This is a genomic window from Dyadobacter sp. CY351, assembly GCF_021502625.1.
Classification (GTDB): Bacteria; Bacteroidota; Bacteroidia; order Cytophagales; family Spirosomataceae; genus Dyadobacter; species Dyadobacter chenhuakuii.
Window position 1 is genome coordinate 757799 of sequence record NZ_JAKFFU010000002.1, and the last position, 22614, is coordinate 780412.

At 46.4% G+C, this 22614-nt stretch carries 18 protein-coding genes; 7 read left to right on the top strand and 11 right to left on the bottom strand.

Going from position 1 to position 22614, the window contains the following annotated elements:
• Positions 1 to 89: 89 nt before the first annotated feature.
• The gene (locus tag L0660_RS05255; RefSeq protein WP_235158453.1) at positions 90 to 1016 is read left to right on the top strand and encodes an FAD:protein FMN transferase; all 927 of its coding nucleotides are present in this window, start codon (positions 90 to 92) and stop codon (positions 1014 to 1016) included.
• Here the strand turns inward: L0660_RS05255 and L0660_RS05260 are convergent.
• The 4 genes from L0660_RS05260 to L0660_RS05275 all read right to left on the bottom strand — a co-directional run bounded on the left by L0660_RS05260 (position 1013) and on the right by L0660_RS05275 (position 6372).
• Positions 1013 to 3208: a PepSY domain-containing protein gene (locus L0660_RS05260; protein WP_235158454.1), complete on the bottom strand. Its 2196-nt coding sequence runs from the start codon at positions 3206 to 3208 to the stop codon at positions 1013 to 1015. The genes L0660_RS05255 and L0660_RS05260 overlap by 4 nt on opposite strands.
• 14 nt (positions 3209 to 3222) lie before the next feature.
• Complete coding sequence (locus L0660_RS05265; RefSeq protein ID WP_235158455.1) at positions 3223 to 3717, bottom strand: DUF2271 domain-containing protein; 495 nt, start codon at positions 3715 to 3717, stop codon at positions 3223 to 3225.
• Positions 3718 to 3722: 5 nt separating this feature from the next.
• Complete coding sequence (locus L0660_RS05270) at positions 3723 to 5195, bottom strand: ankyrin repeat domain-containing protein (protein WP_235158456.1); 1473 nt, start codon at positions 5193 to 5195, stop codon at positions 3723 to 3725.
• 139 nt (positions 5196 to 5334) lie between these two features.
• The gene (locus tag L0660_RS05275; RefSeq protein WP_235158457.1) at positions 5335 to 6372 is read right to left on the bottom strand and encodes a hypothetical protein; all 1038 of its coding nucleotides are present in this window, start codon (positions 6370 to 6372) and stop codon (positions 5335 to 5337) included.
• A 197-nt stretch (positions 6373 to 6569) separates the two neighbouring features.
• Here L0660_RS05275 and L0660_RS05280 point away from each other — a divergent pair, with 197 nt between their 5' ends.
• The 4 genes from L0660_RS05280 (at position 6570) to map (ending at position 9945) form a co-directional block, all read left to right on the top strand.
• A complete protein-coding gene (locus L0660_RS05280; RefSeq protein ID WP_235158458.1) occupies positions 6570 to 7673 on the top strand; it encodes a sensor histidine kinase in 1104 nt (367 codons plus the stop codon).
• Positions 7670 to 8428: a LytTR family DNA-binding domain-containing protein gene (locus L0660_RS05285; protein WP_235158459.1), complete on the top strand. Its 759-nt coding sequence runs from the start codon at positions 7670 to 7672 to the stop codon at positions 8426 to 8428. The genes L0660_RS05280 and L0660_RS05285 overlap by 4 nt, the downstream gene beginning before the upstream one ends.
• Positions 8429 to 8545: 117 nt before the next feature.
• Entirely contained in the window at positions 8546 to 9118 is a 573-nt protein-coding gene (locus tag L0660_RS05290; RefSeq protein ID WP_235158460.1) for a restriction endonuclease subunit S, read from the top strand.
• 62 nt (positions 9119 to 9180) lie between these two features.
• A complete protein-coding gene (gene map, locus L0660_RS05295; RefSeq protein ID WP_235158461.1) occupies positions 9181 to 9945 on the top strand; it encodes a type I methionyl aminopeptidase in 765 nt (254 codons plus the stop codon).
• A gap of 11 nt (positions 9946 to 9956) precedes the next feature.
• Here the strand turns inward: map and L0660_RS05300 are convergent, their stop codons facing one another.
• The 7 genes from L0660_RS05300 to L0660_RS05330 form a co-directional block, all read right to left on the bottom strand.
• A complete protein-coding gene (locus L0660_RS05300) occupies positions 9957 to 10763 on the bottom strand; it encodes a 5'-methylthioadenosine/adenosylhomocysteine nucleosidase (protein ID WP_235158462.1) in 807 nt (268 codons plus the stop codon).
• Between the two features lie 6 nt (positions 10764 to 10769).
• Entirely contained in the window at positions 10770 to 12068 is a 1299-nt protein-coding gene (locus L0660_RS05305) for an NCS2 family permease (RefSeq protein WP_233795879.1), read from the bottom strand.
• A 109-nt stretch (positions 12069 to 12177) separates the two neighbouring features.
• Entirely contained in the window at positions 12178 to 14046 is a 1869-nt protein-coding gene (locus L0660_RS05310; RefSeq protein ID WP_233795880.1) for a gamma-glutamyltransferase family protein, read from the bottom strand.
• A 219-nt stretch (positions 14047 to 14265) separates the two neighbouring features.
• Positions 14266 to 14913 (bottom strand): 2'-5' RNA ligase family protein, encoded by a 648-nt coding sequence (locus L0660_RS05315; RefSeq protein ID WP_233795881.1) that lies wholly within the window; start codon positions 14911 to 14913, stop codon positions 14266 to 14268.
• Positions 14914 to 15203: 290 nt separating this feature from the next.
• Positions 15204 to 16211 (bottom strand): T9SS type A sorting domain-containing protein, encoded by a 1008-nt coding sequence (locus L0660_RS05320; RefSeq protein WP_235158463.1) that lies wholly within the window; start codon positions 16209 to 16211, stop codon positions 15204 to 15206.
• A 41-nt stretch (positions 16212 to 16252) separates the two neighbouring features.
• Positions 16253 to 17308 carry a C1q-like domain-containing protein gene (locus tag L0660_RS05325; RefSeq protein ID WP_233795883.1) on the bottom strand — a complete coding sequence of 352 codons (1056 nt, stop codon included), beginning with the start codon at positions 17306 to 17308 and terminating at the stop codon, positions 16253 to 16255.
• A gap of 28 nt (positions 17309 to 17336) precedes the next feature.
• A complete protein-coding gene (locus L0660_RS05330) occupies positions 17337 to 18428 on the bottom strand; it encodes a hypothetical protein (protein ID WP_235158464.1) in 1092 nt (363 codons plus the stop codon).
• A 266-nt stretch (positions 18429 to 18694) separates the two neighbouring features.
• Between L0660_RS05330 and L0660_RS05335 the strand changes: the two genes are divergently transcribed.
• Together L0660_RS05335 and L0660_RS05340 are read left to right on the top strand one after the other, a co-directional pair.
• A complete protein-coding gene (locus L0660_RS05335) occupies positions 18695 to 21475 on the top strand; it encodes a DUF6797 domain-containing protein (protein WP_235158465.1) in 2781 nt (926 codons plus the stop codon).
• A gap of 167 nt (positions 21476 to 21642) precedes the next feature.
• Positions 21643 to 22557, top strand: a complete 915-nt coding sequence (locus L0660_RS05340) for an NmrA family NAD(P)-binding protein (RefSeq protein ID WP_235158466.1) — start codon at positions 21643 to 21645, stop codon at positions 22555 to 22557.
• Positions 22558 to 22614: the final 57 nt, after the last annotated feature.

Below are 22614 nucleotides of genomic sequence, written 5' to 3' on the forward strand. Positions count from 1 at the left end.
GGATTAATTTTGCAAAGAATCCTTCTGACATGCTATATCGTTTTACTATATTCTTCTTTCTTTTTTGCCTCACAACAAATGCACAGGTTTTGCGGAAAAGGACCACTATGCTCATGGGTGGCCGTTTTGACATCACCATCGTAGCACAAGATTCCGCCGCAGCAGAAGCGGGCATTGATGCCGTGATCGCGGAAATTACGCGGATCGAAAATCTGATTTCCGATTGGAAACCCAACTCCCAGGTTTCAGAAGTTAATGCCAATGCGGGTATCCGGCCGGTGAAAGTCGATGCGGAGGTTTTCGGGTTAACGGAAAGGGCCATTGCACTTTCCAAACTCACCAATGGTGCCTTCGATATCAGTTTTGCAGCTATGGAACGCATCTGGAAGTTCGATGGCTCAATGACAGCAATGCCCAGTGCCGATGCTGTGAAAAAATCTGTTGAAAATGTGGGTTACCAAAACATTATCCTGGATAAAGAGGAAGGGACTATTTTTCTGAAAGAGAAAGGAATGAAAATCGGGTTCGGGGCGCTGGGCGAAGGTTACGCAACGGACCGGTGTCGTGATATGATGTTAAAACAGGGCATTAAGGCTGGCATAGTGAATGGTTCCGGAGATATGAGCGCGTGGGGAAAACAGCCCGATGGCAGCGACTGGGTCATCGGCATAACGGATCCGGGGCGTCCGGGAGAACTTTTTGCAGTGGTGCCGCTTCGTCAGGGTGCCGTAGTGACGTCGGGCAGTTATGAGAAGTTTGTGGTCATAGATGGCAAGCGTTATGCGCACATTATCAATCCTGCGACGGGTTATCCTGCTACGGGCCTTACGAGCGTGACCGTTTTCGGGCCCGGTGCCGAGCGCGCCAATGGTTTCAGCACATCGCTGATGGTTATGGGCCAGGAAGCCGGAATGAAGCTCATCAACCAATTCCCGGAATTCAATTGCGTAATGATCACCGACGACGGTAAAGTGGTTACTTCAAAAAATTTCAATATTGCCAGATACCGGCCTTAGTAACAATCCATTAGCACCTGGCCGTGCGACTGAAAGTAACTGATGTTTTTCCCCAGGCGGGTTTGACAAATATGGTCCAGCAAAGCGACTACATTGTTCTGCATGGCCAACGACCCGCAAAGCATGATAACACCGTTATTGGACAGCGTTTCGGCCACAAAAGCTTCGTCCCTTGCCAGCAGATCTTTCACATATTCCCTGGCGCCTTCCCGGGAATAAGCAATGTGCAGACTGTTTAATTTCCCGTTTTTCAGGTTAGTTTGAATGGAAGTTTTGTAAAGCAAAAACGAGGCATCGTCCCGGAAACCGCAGTATAAACGGCAATCCACCGGAGCATTTTGCTGATCGATCATACCCAGGAACGGCGCTATGCCTGTCCCGTTAGAGATCATAATCACCGAAGACGCATTCTCTGGAAAGTGGAAATGCGGGTTGCCTACAATCCTGGCACCGATCTCGCTCCCTGCATTCAGGCGATAAAGATAATCCGAACCCAACCCGCCTTCATGCAATTTTACACTCAATTGAATGTTGCTACCAACCTTGCCAATAGAATAAAGCCGCTCCCGGTGATCATTTGCGGGATAAATGGCAAGTAAATCGCCGGAAGTGAAATCCGTCGGGTTATTTGCCCGAAGGCTGATGAGAAAGGCTTCGCCTGGGGTTGAAACGGTTGTTTTATCAACGACTGTAAGTTGCTGTACGGGTTCATGGCGGGTTGTTAGCGAGTCGGAGGATATAGCAAGCGCCACACCCGCATGCTGCGACCAGCTCGCTGCCCACTGACCGAACTCATCCGGGGATTTGTCATTGACGGTGTGGATTTCAAGGGCAGGAACAGCCCAATCCTGTTTGGCCAAAAGATTATCAACCTCAAACGCGAATTTGCAAAAATCGGGATAACCGTGTGAACCAAAGCCTACCACAGAAAAACGGACGGGACGGGGTTGCTTGTGCTTTTCCAGATGTGCAGCGAAATGTGCAGCATTGGTAGGCGGGTTACCCAGCCCGTAAGTAGCCGCCATGACAATGATGTTTGATGCTTTCGGATAAACTTTATAATTATTAAGCTCCGTAACATAAGCCGATCTGCCTCCTGCGATCAGCTGCTTGTGAATGGCATTGGCGAAATTAAAAGTGCTGCCGTTTTCAGATCCTACCAGGATGATAAACTCACTTTCATCCGCCGTATACTTGTTTTTTACGCGGTTAGCCCTGCGCTTCCATGTCATCGCAAAGCCTGAGTAGATGAAAAAGAGAATGTTACCCGAAGCAACTGCCAGGATAACAGCCCATATCGCATGGGTGCGCCCCGTGTGCAGGTCCAGATTTAGCTCGGTAAGCAATGCAGCCGTCGGATACCGAACCTCGCTTAAAATGTCTCCGTTGATCTGGTTAACCGTTATCTCGCGGTCGGTAAGTTTTAATGTATAGTAATCCTCAGGGTCTTCGGAAAAGGGAAATTCAATGGTTTGAACCTCGGATAAATTTATTTTTTTAAACACCTCAAAATCAGCAGGATCCCGAACAGGCCCCGACTTGATCGCATCAAAATCAACCTCGGCGGATACAACCGGGGACTCTATCAATCCAAAACGGGCCAGCGAGAGATACGTGCCACTTAATGCAATGATGAAAATAGGGATGAGCGACAGCCTGCCTAGCACCACATGGTAATACTGCGCAAAATTATCCCGCACAATGCGGCTGAAAAAACGTTTCAATCCACGCTGCCGCTGGATTATGAGCATTGTGCCGGAAACGGTGATCAGGAGCAATAAAAACGCAGTCAGCCCGATAAAAAACCGGCCTGTTTCATGAATAAAGAGCGAGCGGTGCAGCGCCGTTACCCATTCGAAAAATTCGCTTTTGGGTGCGGGGTAACCCAGCAGGCTGCCGGTTTGCGGATCAATGTAAGCTTGCAGTTTTTTCCCTTCCGCATCACTGCCTTTGATCTGTACAAACTGATTTTTATCAACCGTAAGTTCGCTGATTCCGGGATATTGTTTTCGTAAAACGGGTAATGTTCCCGCCAGCGTAGTTTCACTGAAATGATCGGTGCGGTAGGGCAGGACTTTTTCGGACAATGGCTGAAATGCCAGAATGATGCCCGTAACAGCGGCGAGGGTCAGTAAAAGAAAAGAAGATACAGCCAACGCTAGGTGGCTGTATCTCCATACAGAAATGGTCATAAGGAACTTAAACTTTAATTAGCGCTGAAACGGACGTAACGAATGTATCCAGTTCCCTCGTTTTTCGCAGCCAGTGACTCGGTGGTCAATGGGATTTCCAGGTCTTTCACGTGATATTCCTTGTCTTCCACAGCGCTCTCAAAACGGATCTTATATCCCGCGTTGATCTTGGCATTATCAATTTCAAACACGTTCACGCTCCGGTCGCCTCCCGTCACCGATGCACCCGTAATGGCGCTGATGTTGGCTTTTTGCCTGGATTGGAACTTGTGCCATTCTTTCATGCTGTTGTACCACTTTTTATCGGGCCCCAGCACATACAATGTCTTCTCGTAAGCACCTTTACTGTTAATGAGCGAAATCACGATATATGCGCCTTCACCCATGTAATTGGTCATCTGGATCATGCACTTGTATTTGCTCTTGCCGGCCGCCTGTGCAACAGCATTGTTTGGGCGGGCGATCGTCAGTGTCAGGAAAAGGAGTGTTATTTTAAATAAATCAGACATGAAAGTTATTTCAGGAAATTGACAGTTACATTGTTTTTAGATAGCGACTCATTTTCTCCCGCCAGATCAAAAGCAGTTTCGTTGAAGTTTGTCTCAATCTCTTTTTTGGCACCGATGGAAAGCAGATATTTCAGCATTGCATCGTCTTTTGAAACCATAGCAGCCTTGTGCAATGCGGTGATGCCTTCGCTGTTTTTTGCATTCACATCTATCTGATATGCTTCCAGACTTTTAACCAGTGCCAGGTCGTTTTTCGCCACTGCGATATGGTATAATGTGTTACCGTTTTTCGCCGGTGCAGCGATTTTAAAACCTTTGTCCTGCAACACTTTGATTTTTGGTCCAAACTCGCCTGCTGTTCTGGCATTGTAAGATTGTGCGAGATAAAAAGCAAGGTTATCGCCGTTTTTATCCGTTGTATTAATATCTGCACCTTTGCCGATCAGGTAACCGATCACCTCAGGAGAATTACCGCGAACAGCCATTGCCAACGCACTAACGCCCTTTTCATTCAACTGGTTAATGTTTTTAACACTGGAAAGTAATATGCCGATGGTCGCTGTATCCCGATTGCTGGCCGCAGCATTCATGAAAACCGTGTTGCCATCTTCGTCCGCTTTGTTCACATCCACGCCCTTGCTCAGGAAATATTTGATGATATCTTCCTGCTTTGGCTTGCGCACAATAGCATGCAATGCATTCTCTCCGTTCTTCCCGATAACTGTCGGTTTCAATTTCAGGCTTTCCAGATATTGATAAACTTCGATAGGGTTAGCACTGCCGCGACCGCCTTGCGCAGCCATGAGAATCGCATCCGAATTGGCAGGAACACCTTTTGCTAAAAGTGTTTTCAGAACATCGATTTTACCCGCACGGGCAGCGTAACTGAATGCATTGTGTCCGGCAGCGTCAGTGCTTTTTAAGTCCAGGCCTTTGGATATAAAATAATTGGTCAACGCCAGGTCTTTATCATTTGCTATGCCGATCAGCAATGCATTTGCACCATCATTATTCAGGTCTTTTTTCAAATCGGCGCCGTGTGCCAGGCATATGTCGTAAACCTTGGTGTTCTGCTGACCGCCGCCTGCAGCAAAGTTGATCGGCGTAGCACCGTGGCCATCCACATAATTTCCTTTCGCTCCCTTGGCAACCAGATATTCCATCAATTCCACATTGCCTCGCATAGCAGCCCAATGCAGATAAATCCGGCCGTCGTGGGTTGCCTTATCCACTGTGTTGCCCGGCTGGGTCAGCAGATATTCAATGGTAGGGTTGGGCGCTCCTGCATTGATAGCAAGCACAACCGGATCAAACATGTTGTTATTGAACTGGGCAGGATTGCTTCCTTTTTCAATCTCCGCTTTCACTGCACTCACATCCGGGGAGGTTTTCCAGAAAGATTGTTCCAGAAGGACATTCTGCTGAGCCTGAGCAGCAAACGATAAGAATGCACAGGCAGCAATAAGAAGTTTTTTCATATTAAGACGAATTAAAATAACGGGTTAACAGGTGCAACTTCCCTGTTTTGAGAGTCAAGATGCACAAAGTTAAACGATAATTGGTCTAAATATGGATTTGCAGCAAGTTTTTGAACTGAAATTAAATATGCAAAACGGATCACTTTAACACTCCGCTCGATACGATATGTTTCGACAGCTCCCTTGCAAAACGCTGCGCGCCAGGCTCACTCAGATGGCATACATCACAGAATAAAACCGAATCCTTGGGCATAACCGCCGCCATATTAAAGAAACCGGTCTTTTGTTCGCGATGGACTTTTTCCAGCATTGCATTATGCATCCGGACTCCTTTCGCAACATTCGCCGGCTTGCCCCACGTGGTCACCGGCGATACCATGTAGCAGGGCGTGAAATATTTTTTGTCGGCCTCCTCACCCGTCAATGTTATGCCGGGCGGGAAGAAGGTTGCATATTTTACCAGAAGCAGCGGGTCGTGTTTCTTGTTGGCCAGCCGGGCAATGTCATTCAGGTTGTTATAGTAGGATGCAGCCGTTTTAATGTCCTCACCATAACCGGCATATGCAGGGTCAACCTGGTCATTGCTGATGTAATTCCGGTGTTTTAGCTTGTCTATCAGTGTTTTGATTAATAAATGAATGGAGTAGGGTATCACAGTCACATTCATTTCCGGATGCTTCAACAGCAAATTGATCTCGTCATACCATTTGATGTGGCTGTAATCCGGGTAAAACATTTCGGTGGAAATGTTATTGGCGCGGTTCTCATTGATGGCTTCATAAAAAATGACTAGGTCATAGGGCTGGTTTTTGAGGAGCCGGTATTTTACGAGATTGTCGCGGGAGTTATGGCCCGGCATGGCGACATTGAAGAAGTTGAATTTTTTAACTGTCGGATAGGCCTTTTGAAACAATGTATCCAGCCGCATTTCCAACCTCGACCAATGCGTGTTGACCACCGATCCGCCCAGGATCAGGATGTTCCGGGTGTCGCCGCCACGTTCCACTTGCGCCTCCTGCATGGCTTCGATATAGGGGTAATATTTCTTTTCAAGATATCGGGCCGGCTGAAAGAACGGATAACCGACCAGGGAAAGGCCTATCCTGAAAATGACTTCTGAAAAGACATAAAGCAGCGCAGTCAAAGTCAATGAAAGATAGAATTTTCTTGATATCATGCAGGATCGTAGTAATAATTGCTTTGTCATAAGGACACATCGCTACTTCAATTTCGTTGCATAACAGCCTGGGACTTTCAGATTTATACTTACTTTTGAAAAAATGCAATTCAAGTCATGCAGATTACATTTCCAGGCATAAATAATGATAGTCCGGGTTCGCACATTCACGTAACCCTCACCGTCCTGCTTCCGCTATGCGATTAATTCCGGTCTCAACATTATTCTCAAAACAGGAGTGGCAGCTGGCGGCCGGGATTGTTTGCATTTATCTGCCTGTGCGGATATTTGTAAGCAATGTGGCGTTGGACGGAGAGACCATTTTAAATAAAATGCCGCTCTGGAGTGCTGAATTCGCTGTTAACCTGCTGTTTTTCAGGATATGGATCGCGATCATCGGTGCCATACAATACTCATCCGGCAGGCTCGATGCAACGTTTACGTTCAGGTTTCCGAGGCGGCTTTTTACCTATGCCGTTGGTTTGGTGCTGGCGGTGTTATTCAATTTTGCATTCATTTTCCTTTGGCGCAATATGGAAATGTTGCTGGCGCAGCAATTACAGATCGTCATCAAAAGGACCGAGCAGGAAATACAGCCTTTCAACCGTCAGCAAAAAGCAAAAGCGAATACGGGCCTGACGGTGATGGCTATGTTGGCGACCATTTATATGGTCTCGGTCAAGCGCAGCAATGAACAACTGGAACAAGTAAGCTTGCGCGCCGCACAGCTCGAAAAGGAGAATTTGCAAACCCGCTTTATAGCACTCAAAAGTCAATTAAGCCCTCATTTTTTGTTTAATAGCCTGAGTATTCTGACCTCTATCATTGAAAAGAATCCGCAGCAATCGGTGGTGTATGTCAATAGGTTATCCAAATCCTACCGTTATATACTGGATCATTCCGATCTGGAATCGGTAACATTGAAAACGGAGCTGGATTTCATTGAAGCGTATGTTTTTTTACTGAAATCGAGGTTTGAGGAAAAGATGCATGTGCACATCGAAATCCCTGCTGCTGCCCATTACCAATACAAAATCGCTCCGCTCACATTGCAATTGCTCATTGAAAATGCGGTGAAGCACAACCAAATGTCGCTGGAAAATCCTTTGCATATCAGTATTGAAATGATTGATTTTCAGCTGATTATTAGTAATCTCATCAGAAAGCGGAACAACGTGCCGGCTTCGGCTGAAATAGGACTGTCCAACATTATCCGCAGATATGGATTGCTGACCAAAGAGCCGGTAACGGTCTCTGAAACAGGCGTTTCATTCGTTGTGAAAATCCCATTGCTGACATGAAAGTATTGATCATTGAAGATGAAGGCCAGACTGCCGAACGCCTGGAAAACCTCATTCACAGGTATGACAAGACGATCCGGGTGCTCGACAAAATCGCGTCTGTTGAAAAGACGCTGGCATATTTTGCAAAACAAAATGCGGAGCTTCCAGACCTGATCTTCATGGACATTCACCTGGAAGACGATCTTGGATTCCGTATTCTGGAAGAGCTGAAACTAACCGTTCCGGTTATTTTTACAACCGCTTTCAACGAATATGCATTAAGGGCCTTCAAAACATTCAGTATCGATTATTTGTTAAAACCAATTGATTATCAGGAGCTTTCGGAGGCCATCGACAAGTTTAAAACCATTGTAAAACCTACGTTGCCCGAAAATCGGTTCGCGCGGTTACTGGAAAATTATAAGGAGTCGGCCTATAAAGAGCGGTTCATGGTCACGGCCGGAACGCGATTGCAGAGCATTGCGGTGGCGCAAGTCGCCTATTTTTCCTATGAGCGAAAGACCACGCTGTTGAACACAACAGACGGGAAATTTTATAGCCTTGATTACAGTTTGGATAAGCTTGTTGAACTGCTTGATCCGAATCGATTTTTCAGGGTTAACAGGTCGCAAGTGATCTCTTTACATTCCATCCGGTCGGTGAATCAGCATCCCATGGGCAAAATGGTCGTGGAAATCGAGCCTACGCCACGAGTTGAAGTGACTGTAAGCCTGGATCGCATTGCTGCATTTAAGGATTGGCTCGGTAAATAGGATCATTGATGCATTACTTAAATCCGATATAACTGTCATTCAGGCCAAAATTCCCGGCATTCAGCTCCTGCCTTCTTCCATTCCTATGCTTATCCGGCTATCTTATGAAGCGCTTTAATGTACGAGCGGACACATTTTGATGACCGGGGCAAAACGATGGAATTATTGAAACCCATAAAGTATTTTAATTTTAAAGACTGCGATCAGGCAGAGCTGGGCGCTGTGGCAACGATCACGACGGGATGCCAATATGCTCAGTTTGAATGGCCCGATGAAAATTTACAACCATTCACACTCATTGAAAAACTGGTCGGCGACAGTATTATCCTGGGAGAACCGAAATATATGCGCGTTTCCGAGCGCGAGAAAAAGAAGTTCTGTTTCCTGCATGGCGACATTATATCTACCCATAACAGCAGTTCCAGCCAGCTTGGCAATTGTGTCCTTTTCGATCTTCCCCATTTTGTTTTACATACCAAATACCTGCGCATTGTTGCCAATGAGCACCTGAACAGCCATTTTCTGTTACTAATGCTTACCCAATTACGTCTGGAAGGAAACATTCACAGGATCGCAAAACAAAAAGGCAGTGTTTATTACGTGAGTATAGAAGATTTGAAGCGGTTGAAAATCCTTGTTCCCACAATAGAACACCAGAAACAATTGCTCGATTTTCATATCCGCGCTTGACTAAGCACATTTGTCTGCTTATGTTAGGGGCGAATAAGCATCGGGGATTTTACAATTAAGATATGTCGATTACCAAAGAAGAAGAATTAACGGGAATGCAGCGTGCGAGTGAAGTGGTTGCCGTAATCCTGAAAAGAATGACGGCGTTTGCAAAACCCGGAATGACAACCAAAGAACTCGACAATTTCGGGGCTGGGCTTTTTAAAGAATTTGGGGCAAAATCAGCGCCTAACCTCGCTTATGGCTTTCCCGGTTGGACGTGTATCAGCGTTAATAATGAGTTTTGCCACGGCATCCCAACGGACAGAACGATCTTGCGCGATAGCGATCTGGTGAACATTGATGTTTCGGCAGAAGTGGGTGGCTACTGGTCTGATAACGGCGGATCATTTGTGTTGGGACCAGATACAAACGGGCATCAGCAGCTTGTGGACGCCTCCAAACAAATCCTGAAAAAGGCGATCAGCAACATCAAAGGCGGCGTAAGAATCTCGGATATCGGTTTTTTAATAGAATCAGAAGCCAGAAAACGCGGTTATAAGGTGATCAAAAACTTGAATGGCCATGGAATAGGACGGCATCTGCACGAAGAACCGTCCGAAATTGCCAATTACCGCGATCGTTCTAATACGAGGCGCTTCAAGAAAAACTCAGTAGTTGCCATCGAAACGTTTATTTCAACACGTTCATCGCTGGCCGTGGAAACAGGCGACGGCTGGACAACGGTAGGGGACAAAGGCGGTTTCATGGCTCAGCATGAGCACACAATCGTGGTAACCGACGGCGCGCCGATCATTTTAACGGCCAGCAACGATATCTGGGCATAATAACAGCACATTTACATTTTCCCGACAACAGCCATTACAAGTGTGGCGGCGTTGTGAGCGGCAATGTCGTAAAAGGCCATAATGTCATTTTGCGCTTTTTCATTGGCATTGTCGCTCAGGCTGCGGATGATCAGGAAAGGTGTGTTTTGTTGGTAACAAGTCTGGGCAATAGCAGCACCTTCCATCTCAGTTGCAGCGGCATTCAGCTCTTCACGGAGGCGTTTGGTGATAATTTCAGAAGAGACAAAAATATCGCCTGTGACAATAATTCCCTGCTTTACAGCTGGTTCAAAACTGCCGTTGTCGCGTTTGATCTTAGAGAATGTAAGTCCCTTAGAAACGGCTAACGCCTTCTTAACCAATGTACTGTCACAAACAAATGACCTCGGGTTTTCCAACATTGTTGCCGGGTTTTTAGTAGACCAATATTGCATCCCGTTGTCTTCGGCCATACCAAAATCGTGGTAGGTCACATGTGTCCCAATCACTATGTCGCCTGGGTTAAGCGCAGGGTCAATGCCGCCCGCGATTCCGGAAAAGATAATTTCGCGTGGCTTGAAATGTTCGATCATCAAAGTCGTAGTGATCGCAGCATTCACCTTCCCGATCCCCGTTTGCGCCAATACAATCTGGCGGCCATTTAATTTGCCTTTTGTAAAGCGGATCTGCTGTATGATCGTGTCTTTTTTCTCCTCCATTCTGCTTTGCAGCAACACCAGCTCAGGAGGAAATGCACCAAGAACGCCCGTTATGCTCTGCGCATTAATGTTTGTAATTTGTAAAAATAAGAGAAGAAAAATAAGGAGTGATTTTTTCATAAAAAGTTAAAGAATGAGCGCCAGAATGGCAAAAATGTCAATGATCCAGAGCGCCAGACTGATTTCCCTGATCTTTCCCGTTGCAATATGCAGTGCGGTCCAGCTCAAAAATCCCCAGATAATTCCTTGCGTAATGGAGTAAGTGAATGGAATTAGCACCATCGCAAAAAATGCTGGAAACGCTTCGCTCAGGTTCCCCCAATTGATCTTAACAACTGGTTTCATCATAAAAACGCCCACTAATACAAGGGCCGGAGCAGTTGCAATAGCCGGAATAGCGCTTAATAATGGCGATAAAAAAAGAAAAGGAAGAAAAAGAATCGCTCCCGCGACAGCGGTAAGTCCTGTTTTTCCACCTTGCTCAATGCCTACGGCCGATTCAATGTATGCAGTTCCCGGGCTGCTGCCGACCAATCCAGCGATGGTGGTGGAAAAGGCGTCGGTAACGAGTGATCTTTTAATGTTCCTGGGTTCGCCGTTCTCATCCAGCAGTTCCGCCGCTTCGGCGAGTCCTACGAATGTGGAAAGACTGTCGAACATATCCGTGAAAACAAATGCCAGGATAATAGGGGCCAGGCTCCATTTCAGTGAATTGACCATATCCAGCTCGAAAAGCAGGCTGAAATCAGGTTGTGAAACAATGGTGTCGATGTTGATAATGGTCTCCGTTCCGCCCCACCAGCGTCCGATTGGCCAGGCGAGCAGGCTCGTTAAAACAATGCCGATAAGAATGCTGCCTTTAATATTTTTGATCAAAAGAACGACCGTAATTAATAACCCCGCGGCAAATGTGAGCGACGAAGCATTTAATTTGCCCAAACCCACCATTGTTGCGGGATGGGCAACGATGAATTTGGCATTTGCAAAGCCTATTAATGTAATAAAAAGGCCGATTCCGGCCGCTATGGCAAACCGCAGCGATTTTGGAATGGCCTTTACAATGTAGGCGCGCACATTAAAAAACGATAGCAACAGGAAAAAGATACCCGACCAGAACACAGTCCCCAGCGCAACTTGCCAGCTCAGTTTCTCGGTAAAGACTGCTGTAAATGTAAAAAATGCATTCAATCCCATTCCCGGCGCAACCAGGATCGGATTATTTGCATAGAAACCCATCATTAAGCTGCTGAAAAAAGCAACCAGAATTGTGGCCGTCAGCACTGCCGAAAACGGCATACCCGTTTGGCTTAATATGGATGGGTTGACTACGATAATGTACGCTGTGGCCAGAAACGACGACACTCCTGCAAGAATTTCAGTGGACAATGAAGTGTTGTGTTTCTTTAATTCAGCAGCGGAAAACATACGTATCGGTTTATTTCAAAGATATTGATTGCGCTTTGTTTAAAAAAATGCATCGACAGGAATGGCAACTCACTTGTCCGGGTTAGTACGGTCCGGATTTTAATAGGGATCACCAGCCAATGCCATAATCTTCCCCATGGTTGCTGGATCCGCCCCAGAAGCTTTTATGTTGCCAGTCAAAATAGATCGCATTGATCGGTCCGCTTGTTCTCGGCTGAAAGTAAAGCTTGTAACCCATTCTGGTAAGTTCTTTTCGGGACCAATCGGGCATGGCTTGGTTGAGTATAAGCCCGCCCGGCTCTTTTTCATGTGCTCCAAAGCTTGCATACATTTGCAAGGTCTTAAAGCTGGGTGCTTCCGTAGCCTCCTGCACCGTCATGCCAAACTCCACCATATTCAGAAAGAATTGCAGCAGCAACTGGTCCTGTTCATCCCCGGCTTGTTTTGCAAATGACAAAAATGGCTTTCCATCTTTCAGCGCAAGGCTTGGCGTCAAGGTAACCCTCGGCCGTTTGCCCGGCTCTACAACATTGAACGGGTTTTCCTTCGCATCCAGAACGAATGACTGCATACGCTGGCTCAATCCCACACCCGTATTGCCTGCAATGCAGGCAGGCACCCAGCCGCCACTGGGCGTAATGCTTACCACCCAGCCTTCTTCATCGGCTGCTTCCACAGATGTCGTCCCCGCTGTGAACTCATCCATATATTCATTACTTAATCCGTTCGCGTTACGGTTAAGCGAAGCATGGAAATTTCCCCATGACTTAATTTGATCTGCATAAGGGTTTTTCTTTCCCTCGAATGGATACGGATCTCCGGGAAGTGCCTTCGCATCATTCGTTTCCCAATTGATCTGCTTGATTCTTTCCTTGGCATATTCTTTCGAAAGCAAACCTTTCATTGGTTCCTCAGGTGCAAAAGCCGGATCACCATAGTAAAAGTCCCGGTCGGCAAAAGCCAGGTTCATGGTCTGATACAACGTGTGCACGTATCGCGATGAGTTGTAACCCATACTTTTCAGATCGAAGTTTTCCAGCATATTCAAAGTCTGCAATAACACAGGGCCTTGCGTCCATTGCTGCATTTTATAGACATCGATCCCTCTGTAAGAAGTCATCAGCGGTTCCTCGATCTTGACTTTCCAATTGGCCATGTCCTGTTCTGTGATCAGGCCGCCTTGTTCCTTCGTTCCTCTGGCGATTTCTTTGGCAATGTCACCTTTATAAAAACGGTCGTAAGCTGCATAAATCGCTTCTTTCCGGCTCTTCCCCTTTTTTAATGCTTCCTGTTCTGTGTCAACCAGTTTTTGCAACGTCGCCAGCAAGTCTTTCTGAACAAATATTTCGCCCGCATCCGGCGCCTCCCGTTTTGAACCAAGATGTGGCAGAAACACTTTGGTGGAATATGGCCACTTTTTTATTTCGGCCTTATCTCTTTCGATCGCATTGGCAGTCTGTGCTTCGATGGGATATCCTTCCGCCAGTTGCATTGCTGGTGCGAGCACTTCTTTCAGGGACATTGAACCATATTCTGCCAGCATTGTCATTAAACCACCAGCCGTTCCCGGCGTTGTTGCCGCCAATGGCCCATATTCCGGTGGATATTTCATGCCCTTGTTTTTAAAAAAATCAGCGGTTGCCCCGGTCGGAGCAACACCCATCGCATTGATTGCGATTACTTTTTTCGTTTTTGGGTTATAGATCAGCGCCTGCGTTTCACCGCCCCAGCTCAACACATCCCACATGGTGCAGGTTGCTGCCAGCATTGCGCAGGAAGCGTCAATCGCATTCCCGCCTTTACTAAAAATCATCGCTCCCGCCGTAGCCGCCAACGGTTTTCCGGTAATGCCGATCCAGTGCTTGGCATGCAAAGGAGGTTTTTGCGTGGTAACCGGAAAGTTGTTAAAAGACTGACCATTTGCTGCAAAAGCACATATGCTGAGAACAGACAAATTAAGTAGGAGACGTAATTTCATAAACGTAGCTGGTTCAGGTTTTGCGGGATCAACAGCCTTAATCATACTGCCGTCCTTACGCAATTTAAACATTTACTCATTGCTGAGCCGCCCACTAGTGAATTTTGTTACTCCACATATGTTGCTACCCCATATATGCGGCAACTCCTGGTATTTTGTTTACGCTAACTATTGAATGTTGTTCATGATGTGACACCCGCACGCCATGAACCTAACCATTCAAAACAGTGAACCTTGTGTATAACTGCCTCCTGGAACTCCAAGAAGTGGGAAGTTTGCGATTTGCTCGTATTTAGAGCCTGTAACCAGTGATCTCCTAAGGAGAACCATTTCGCTGGCTTGAAATGATGCCAGGAACTCGCGGTAAAGCCAATCTATGGCTGCCTTGGCGGTTTGCAAGGCGCTCATATTCCTTGCAATGGTGAAATGCGGATCTTCACAAAAATGATTCTCGCCGGGCGCCCATTGCCGCACGTGCCGGCCTATTTCTGATTTCAACTTTTTAGTCAGATCAAGCACCTGATCGGACGCCGTTGTTTCCAGATCGACATAAAATTTCCCGTATTCGTACTTCTTGAATTGCGTCAGCGAAATGGACAATGGAGATGTATGGCGGGCCACTTTCTCAAATCCCTGGATAATGCGATCCACTTTGTTTTCATGAATCGTACATTTGAAGAGCGTAAGGTGCGGTACCAGGTTCGCAGCATAGGCGCACCCATAATTTTCCTCAAAATAACGCTTTACATTATGAAGCAATGCTTCCGTCACCTTATCACAAGAAAATACCAGGAGATATTCATACATGTGATGCCTGATGCTGGCCAGTGTATTCCAATGGTTGTTGTCGATGTGAACGCGTTTCATAATTTTTGCTGATGAAGTGTAACCTTGATGTAAAAATAATATTGTTATTTTAAATATCAAACATTTGACACTAAAAATATCTGAAAAATTTTAGATAAGCTGTTGACAGGGATTGTTTTGGCATGAATCGACTTTATTAGCTGTGGCTTTAAACAGGTAACACACTAGTTGGAAACAAAAAAACGACGCAGCCAGGACACATTGGTCACTAAGCTACGCCGTCGTGGTAGAGAAAGATTCACTTTATAAAATCATACAAGCGCATGAATAGGGATTTTTGATCATAGTAATCAGTTTTTGATCAATTTAGAAGAATGTAATGTTCCATCCTGCTCACGGACCTGTATAACATAAATGCCTGCTGTAAGCTGTTTCAAATTGATTGCACCATCAGGCAGCTTTTGTAGTTCACTCTTATTGGCTTCGTACACAACACTGCCGGATTTACTTACAATTTTTACATTTTCGGGTTGACGTGCATCCGGCATTTCAATGGTAAGCCAATCTGCTACTGGGTTTGGATGGAATGCAACAGCGAAATTATTTGCCACCCGAATATTCCGGATTCTGCTGAATGCAAATTTTCCATCATTGTCTACCATACGCAAGCGGTAATAATGCACAGCTGCTAACGGTCGCTCATGTACGTAGGAGTAAGTGCGTTCTATCTTGCTATCGCCGTTTGAATTTACGTCTCCGAGTACGAGCCAGTTCTTCCCATCTGTGCTATGCTGAATTTCAAAGAAATCGCTATTGGCTTCAAACGAAGTGCTCCAAGTAAGAACAACATCATTTTCCTTTTGTGCGGCAACGAAGTCCACCAATGTAACAGGCAGCCCACTGCCGGATTCTGTTGCAGTGAGGGTGCTGATGTTCGTCCAGTCTCCTGATTCGGAAACATTGTTCAAAATCGGGTCGGGTGTGCTTTTGTTCGTCGGAATCGTGTAAATGTGATCTGGTCCTGCATGTGTGATTTGCAGCACATTTTCATTGTTACCATTCAATTCTGATTCAAGATAAGTGATCAGCACTTTTCCTTTAAAAGTAAGTGGGCTCGCCAGATTGTAAACACGATTGATGCTGCCCGTTGGCTTACCAGCAATTGCCACATCCGAATGTGTTATTTCATTGTTGTTCAGGTTCGTCGCTTCGGTTGGCGTCAGTGACAAAGAGCTAACGGTCACGGTTGTTCCCGGCGATATAAAGAAGCTGTTCGCGCCTGTCTTCAATTGCGCCTGTGCCTCTGCAAAAACGGCTGTGAAGCCTAGCAGTGCTATTATGGTATGTTTTGTTTTCATAATATATTATTTGACTATTGAATGAACTGAATTTTTTTGCATCAAAGCTTTTGTAGCATTCTTCCGTTGAAATGAGCAGTGGAGTTTGCGGTTTCAAGCTCTACACCGTTTACTCCCGATTTCCCCCTGACATTTACAACATCGCCTTGCTGCAATTGACAATCGATTGATATGATCGATGTATACTTGGAACTTACCTTGTATTTGTAGTCTAGTGCTAGTTCTGAGACATTATTTCCGCTAAATCTGACCAATTGCAACGAAGGACTGAATTCCAAGTCCGGATCTCCGTGGGTCCATTCAACCATGGCGTCAAAGTGGTAAATTCCATTAAATGGAGCAACGAAGCTGTTAGCCAGAGGGTTATAATTTCCACCGACATTATATGTGATATTGCCAAAGTTAACCGTGACAAACTCCTGTCCGCCTGATGAATTGATATTGCCTCCACCGTTGATGCCCACTTCTGAGAAAGCGACAATGTTTACAGCCGGTGCTTGCCATGTTGCATTACCATTGGCGTCTGATGTCAGTATTTTACCGTTGCCAGGGGATTGTCCGTTTCCTGCGATTTTAAGGTTTCCAGAAACGTGTAAGGCAAGTCCCGAAGTGCTTGCCGCCAAAACTCCTACTCCGGACGAGCTCGTTCCTGAAACACCTATCCCCGTATCGGAGGCACCTCTAACACCTATCACTTCGGAGGATCCAGAAATTGCGACGGAATTTTGCGAAACGCCCGAATTCGAAACATAAAACAACGCAACATTACTGTTCCCGATCTGGCTGAAAGGGAAACTTAGTTTTGAACCAACTATTCTCCAAAAAGGATTGTTACCATCACCGGAATTGTAGTATAAGCCTTCACTGCCCGCCAGCGTGTTCGTATTATAAATCAACAAGCCCTTTGCTGGATTGGGAATTGTTATTTTATCCGATTCCGATTGCAATGAGATCTTCGGAAAAAGAACACCCTTGTTGGTGCTATTTACATCCAGTATGGCGCTAGGGTGTGGCGAATTTGTGTTAATGCCGACGCTTTGCGCAGAAGCGCTTTCCCATAATAGCGTTGTTGTTAAAAGGATGAATAATTTTTTCATAAGTATCTTAATTTTGGGGAGTTAAAAATTATAGTTCTATAGCAAGATGTCCATTAAAGTGTGCATCCCTATCAGACATCGCAAGGGCTACCTGAGTCCCATAAGACCTGGCAATCACATTTACCTGATCGCCTTGCTCTAATTCACAATCAATGGCTATGTGTGATGTATGAGATCCGTCCGTTGACCATGCCCTGCTTTCTGACACCTCTGTGGTAACTCCGCCTCTAATTCTAACAAGCTTCATTGTAGGGCCAAAAAGGTCGTCTGAACTTTTCTCCCATCTTGCCATTACGTCAAAATGATAAATCCCATGTTTTGGAGCATTAAAAGTGCTATGCGGAGCCATATTAACGTCATTGTAACTTCCGCCCCAATCGTAAATCTGATTTGCGAATGCAACTTTGACGAAAGTGCTTTCAGACATATTCTGGCTGCCACCTCCAAGAATGCCACTCGCCTGAAAACCATTGAAGATATTATCAAATTCGTTAAGCGGTGTTTCCCAGGTTGCATTGCCAACACCGTCCGATGTTAGAACTTTTCCTGTCCCTGGCGATAATGTCGGGCCATCATATTTGAATTTGCCATTTACTTCTAGCGCAAGTCCAGTAAGTGAAGAAGCATACACCCCCGTTCCATTTTGAATACCTCTTCCCATAACCGCCGTCCCGGTCGACGAAAGGCCTGCTATCGCTTGTCCAGCATTAGCATAGCCTCCAATTCCAGCAGAATTGCCGGTTGTCGTCGTATTCTTAATAGAAAAAAGCGCCCCCGAACTTGTCGCAGTTTGATTAAAAGGAAGCTTGATGTTTTCCTCGATACTCTTCCAATCAGGACTCGCAGCCGTACCGATATTGAAGTAAAAGCCTTCTTTATCCAGTAATCCGGGATTTGTGTTGAAGATTAGCAATCCTCTTTCTGGGTTTGCGACGGTTCCGGCATCGGTGTTTGACTGCAAAAAAACCCGAGGCAGCAACACCCCCTTGTTCGTAGCCTGAACATCCAGCGCCGCGCTGGGGTCTGGGGTGTAGGTGTTGATTCCCACATTCTCGATGGTTTGTGCGAAGAGCTTTTGCTGGAACCAGAGTAGGGAAAATAGTAAAACAATTTTCTTCATAACATAGTAAGGTTTACAAAGTTGAAATGACGCGTTTCCTTAACGCGTTTGATAAAAATTGCGGAGATTCTGAATTCTTGGGTAATCCATTGTGCCAGTAGACGGTTTGAGTTATTTTAAGGTAAAATCATTCAGGCTAAGACCTCCATTTACGCGTCCTCTTCAAGTGGGTGTACAGGTGCGCTTTCACTTTTTCAGATAGTTTTACAAGTAACTTTTCAACTGCAACAGACTTTTGACTTTGTTCTTTTACCATATTCATTACCATGCTTATTTTGAGATATTGCCGTAAACACCTGGGGACAGTCTGGATGTGTATTTTGACGTTGGGTTCTGTTTTTCTGACGGGTTATACGGATAATAAAACGGTTGTTGCCAATTACAAGGATTCCCTGGAACTGGGTTCGTTCATAGAGGATGGCTTTCCATATATTTCCACATCAGTTGATGCGCGTAAGCTTGGACCGGCTTACCCGCAGGACAATATGGCGGCGCGAACATTGGCTTTGCAGCTCGGTAACGACACTTATGTTTGTTTCGACACCGACCTTTTGCGCTGGTCGGTGGCGTGGACTGGGAAGTATTTGCCGATGGTTTTGATGGCGCAGGTCTCGTATAAGGACTTTTTTAATAAGAATAATAAAATCGCTTCACTCACCGGAGAAGCGAAAATAGCCACGGGTGTTTATCCAGGCTGGACTCTGGAAAAGCCGTTTTCGGGAGATTTATCCAACATTAATGAAACAAAGCAGCCAACCTGGGCGCCGATGCCTGCGGAGCAAGGTCGGTGGAAAGGCGTTTATGTCTATGGTAATGAGGCTGTTTTGACCTATACGGTGGGGAGTGCCGACGTTGCCGAATTGCCGGGAAGCACGAAGTTTGAAGATCAAACGGCTTTTACGAGAGCATTTCAATTTGAAAACACTACAAAGGAAATTTTCCTGACAGCGGCAGAAGTCCGGCAGGCAACCGGTTCGGAGGTGAAGGGCAAAATTGCATATCTATACCACGGGGCGAACAAGGATACAGTTACGGCGGTCGGCATTCTGGGCAAAGGAGGTTCATTGCAGCCTGAAATTACGGGTAATCAGTTCTTGACGGTAAGAGTTCCTGTATCTCAAAAGGCTATCAATGAGACGGTTGTAATCTGGAAAGGCCCTGCCAGACTTAAAAAAGCATTTGAAAATTATTGCAAAAAGGGCAAGGTGACCATTCCCGACTACAAAAAAGGCGGGCCGGCTCTATGGAAAGAAACGGTTTTTACCAAAGGGAAACTCTCGCCGGACACGGCCGCTTTTGTGACGGATCAGTTAACGCTTCCTTTGCCGAATCCGTGGAAGCGCAATGTGCGTGTGGCAGATGTTGGGTTTTTCAAAGATGGGCGTGCCAGCGTAGTGACTTTCGAGGGAGATGTGTGGATGATCGAAGGAATTGATAAAAACCTTCAAAATCTGAAATGGACGCGCTTTGCTTCTGGTTTTCATGAGCCTATGAGCATTGAAATCGTAAATGATCGGGTTTATGTATTCGGGCGGGAAGGCATTGTGAAATTGCACGATCTTAATAAAGATGGCGTGGCTGATTTCTACGAAAATTTCTCCAATGTGATGGAGCAATCGGCCGAATCGAGAGAATGGGCTGCGGATATGGTGGCGGCGCCGGACGGTAGTTTTTACATTGCGAAAGGCGGAAGCCTGGACAACGGGCCGGGAATGACTGCCAAAACCGGCAAAGGTTTCAGATCCGGATCGACGCAGAATGGGGCGATCCTTAAAATAAGCCGGAATGGTCTGAAATCGGAGGTGATAGCAACGGGGCTAAGGGGGCCTTACCTTGGAATTCATCCTGAAAAGGGCATTCTTACCGCTTCGGATCAGCAGGGAAATTTCGTTCCGTCAACACCTATTTATTTAATTAAAAAAGGGGATTACTATGGCGTTCAACCCACTGCCCACCGCTCAGATAATCCGGAAGTGGCGCCTCCGCTGACCTGGATTCCGCATAGAGTGGACCGTTCCAGCATTAGCCAGGCGTGGATTACCGGCAATAAGATGGGCCCGCTGAATGGCAGCCTGATCCATTTCTCATTTGGCCGGCCGGGTTTGTTCAGAGTTTTGATTGATAGTTCTTCGAATGTAACGCAGGGAGGGGTTTCGGTCATTCATGCTGATTATCCTGCGCCGACCTCCAAAGGCATCGTTAACCCGGTCGACGGGCAGCTATATGTTGCCGGTTTCAACTTGTGGGGCTCTACTTCGACGGGCATCAGTGCATTGCTGCGCCTGCGCTCTACAGGTAAGCCGAGCTATCTGCCCAACCAGTTTAAGGCTGGCAAACAAGGGGTTATCCTTGGTTTTGATGCAGAGCTTGATCCTAAAATGGCAGCTGATGCAGCCAATTTTGCAGTGAAAAGATGGAATTATCAGCGCACGGAAGAATATGGTTCGGGTCACTTTAAAATGGATGGCACTTCCGGCGAGGAAACCTTGACTGCTGCCGCTTCCTATTTGTCGGCAGACCGTAAAAAGATTCTGATCCTGGTCCCCGGAATGGCCGAGGTGATGCAAATGGAAGTTTCGTATAAGCTGGCTGCGGCTGACGGCAAAAAGATGAACGACAGCTTCTGTTTTACGGTGAACAAAGCGGAAAATATGGATTTGACGTCGTATGGGTTTGGCAATGTTGACCTTGCCCTACTGGACGTCAAAATGCCGGTAATTGCGGAAAAGGAAGACAAAAAGGTTATGGTTTCAGCGGAACACGGCCGGGAAATATTCCAAAAAATGGCCTGCGCCGGCTGCCATTCGGAAGGCTTGAAAACAGACGGAATGTATGGCCCGCCGTTTCAGAATCTGTACGGTTCCAAACGCGTTTTTGAGGATGGAACAAGCGCAGTTGCAGACGAAAAATACATTAAGGAATCTATTCTGAAACCGGGCGTCAAAATCGTGAAGGGTTACAATGAAGAGATGCCCTCGTTCGTCGGCATCCTGACGGAGCCGGACATTGAGTCTGTTACATTATTTATTAAGTCTTTGAAAAAGTAGTTGATTTAAATCTGAAAAGTGAAACAAGGAGCTGCTTTTTCGTGAGGGTTTTGATTAGAAAGACGGTTCCTGAATGAAAGTCCGTTCAGCCATACATTGCAATGCTGTAAAGTAAATGTGTCCGGGAACAATTGTTGTATTCTCTGTTGCAACATTAAACGGATATCATGACGGACATTACAAAATTACCCGAATCGGCGACTATAATTCTGGCGGGGGCCACGGGCGAGCTGGGTTTTCTGATTGCAGGCTTTATATTGAAGCGCGGTGGGGTCGTGAAGGCACTCGTCAGGCAAGGCAGCAGCAACCCCCGCGTTTCAGAACTCCGGCGTATAGGGGCCGAAATCATTGAGGTGAATTTTGCTAATGTCGACGAGCTGACACGCGCTTGCGCCGGCGGGACTTGCTTAGTTTCAGCGCTATCAGGGCTCCGGGACGTGATTGTTGACATGCAGATGCGTTTGTTAAATGCTGCTGTTGCTGCCGGTATTCCGCGATTTATTCCTTCCGATTTCAGCATTGATTTCACCAAGCTGCCCGATGGCAGCAACCGCAACCTTGATCTCCGGCGCGAATTTGGTCGTAAGCTAAATGATGCGCCCATTGCGGCCACATCTATCCTTAATGGAATGTTTACAGACCTGTTAACCGGTCAGGCTCCCGTGGTTTTGTTCAAAATCAAACGCGTGCTTTATTGGGGAAACGCGGATCAGCCCATGGACTTTACAACCATGCGGGATACTGCTGATTATACCGCAGCTGCGGCACTGGATCCTACTACGCCGCGTTATCTGCGGATTGCGGGAGAGGTGGCGACGATCCGGGACATTCAGCGGGCAGCCTCGGAAGCGACGGGTGAAAAGTTTGGTACATTGCGTCCAGGTGGCTTGGGTTTTCTTGGCACGATGATCAAAATCACCCGCACCTTATCTCCGCAGAACGACGAAGTTTTTCCGCCCTGGCAGGGCATGCAATATCTTCAAAACATGTTGAGCGGCAAGCCAAAAATGAGTCCGCTTGACAACGATCGCTACCCGGATATCCGCTGGACGCGCATACGCGAAGTGCTGGCAGCGCGCTGATACAACGGGTAGACTTGCGGGCAGATAGCGCTTTTTGAACTATGTATAAGAAAATAA

Bases quoted from the DNA above. Each gene is read 5' to 3' on its own strand.
- L0660_RS05260 (WP_235158454.1), bottom strand. From the start codon at position 3,208: ATGACCATTTCTGTATGGAGATACAGCCACCTAGCGTTGGCTGTATCT.
- L0660_RS05265 (WP_235158455.1), bottom strand. From the start codon at position 3,717: ATGTCTGATTTATTTAAAATAACACTCCTTTTCCTGACACTGACGATC.
- L0660_RS05270 (WP_235158456.1), bottom strand. From the start codon at position 5,195: ATGAAAAAACTTCTTATTGCTGCCTGTGCATTCTTATCGTTTGCTGCT.
- L0660_RS05275 (WP_235158457.1), bottom strand. From the start codon at position 6,372: ATGATATCAAGAAAATTCTATCTTTCATTGACTTTGACTGCGCTGCTT.
- L0660_RS05280 (WP_235158458.1), top strand. From the start codon at position 6,570: ATGCGATTAATTCCGGTCTCAACATTATTCTCAAAACAGGAGTGGCAG.
- L0660_RS05285 (WP_235158459.1), top strand. From the start codon at position 7,670: ATGAAAGTATTGATCATTGAAGATGAAGGCCAGACTGCCGAACGCCTG.
- L0660_RS05290 (WP_235158460.1), top strand. From the start codon at position 8,546: ATGTACGAGCGGACACATTTTGATGACCGGGGCAAAACGATGGAATTA.
- map (WP_235158461.1), top strand. From the start codon at position 9,181: ATGTCGATTACCAAAGAAGAAGAATTAACGGGAATGCAGCGTGCGAGT.
- L0660_RS05300 (WP_235158462.1), bottom strand. From the start codon at position 10,763: ATGAAAAAATCACTCCTTATTTTTCTTCTCTTATTTTTACAAATTACA.
- L0660_RS05305 (WP_233795879.1), bottom strand. From the start codon at position 12,068: ATGTTTTCCGCTGCTGAATTAAAGAAACACAACACTTCATTGTCCACT.
- L0660_RS05310 (WP_233795880.1), bottom strand. From the start codon at position 14,046: ATGAAATTACGTCTCCTACTTAATTTGTCTGTTCTCAGCATATGTGCT.
- L0660_RS05315 (WP_233795881.1), bottom strand. From the start codon at position 14,913: ATGAAACGCGTTCACATCGACAACAACCATTGGAATACACTGGCCAGC.
- L0660_RS05320 (WP_235158463.1), bottom strand. From the start codon at position 16,211: ATGAAAACAAAACATACCATAATAGCACTGCTAGGCTTCACAGCCGTT.
- L0660_RS05325 (WP_233795883.1), bottom strand. From the start codon at position 17,308: ATGAAAAAATTATTCATCCTTTTAACAACAACGCTATTATGGGAAAGC.
- L0660_RS05330 (WP_235158464.1), bottom strand. From the start codon at position 18,428: ATGAAGAAAATTGTTTTACTATTTTCCCTACTCTGGTTCCAGCAAAAG.
- L0660_RS05335 (WP_235158465.1), top strand. From the start codon at position 18,695: ATGCTTATTTTGAGATATTGCCGTAAACACCTGGGGACAGTCTGGATG.
- L0660_RS05340 (WP_235158466.1), top strand. From the start codon at position 21,643: ATGACGGACATTACAAAATTACCCGAATCGGCGACTATAATTCTGGCG.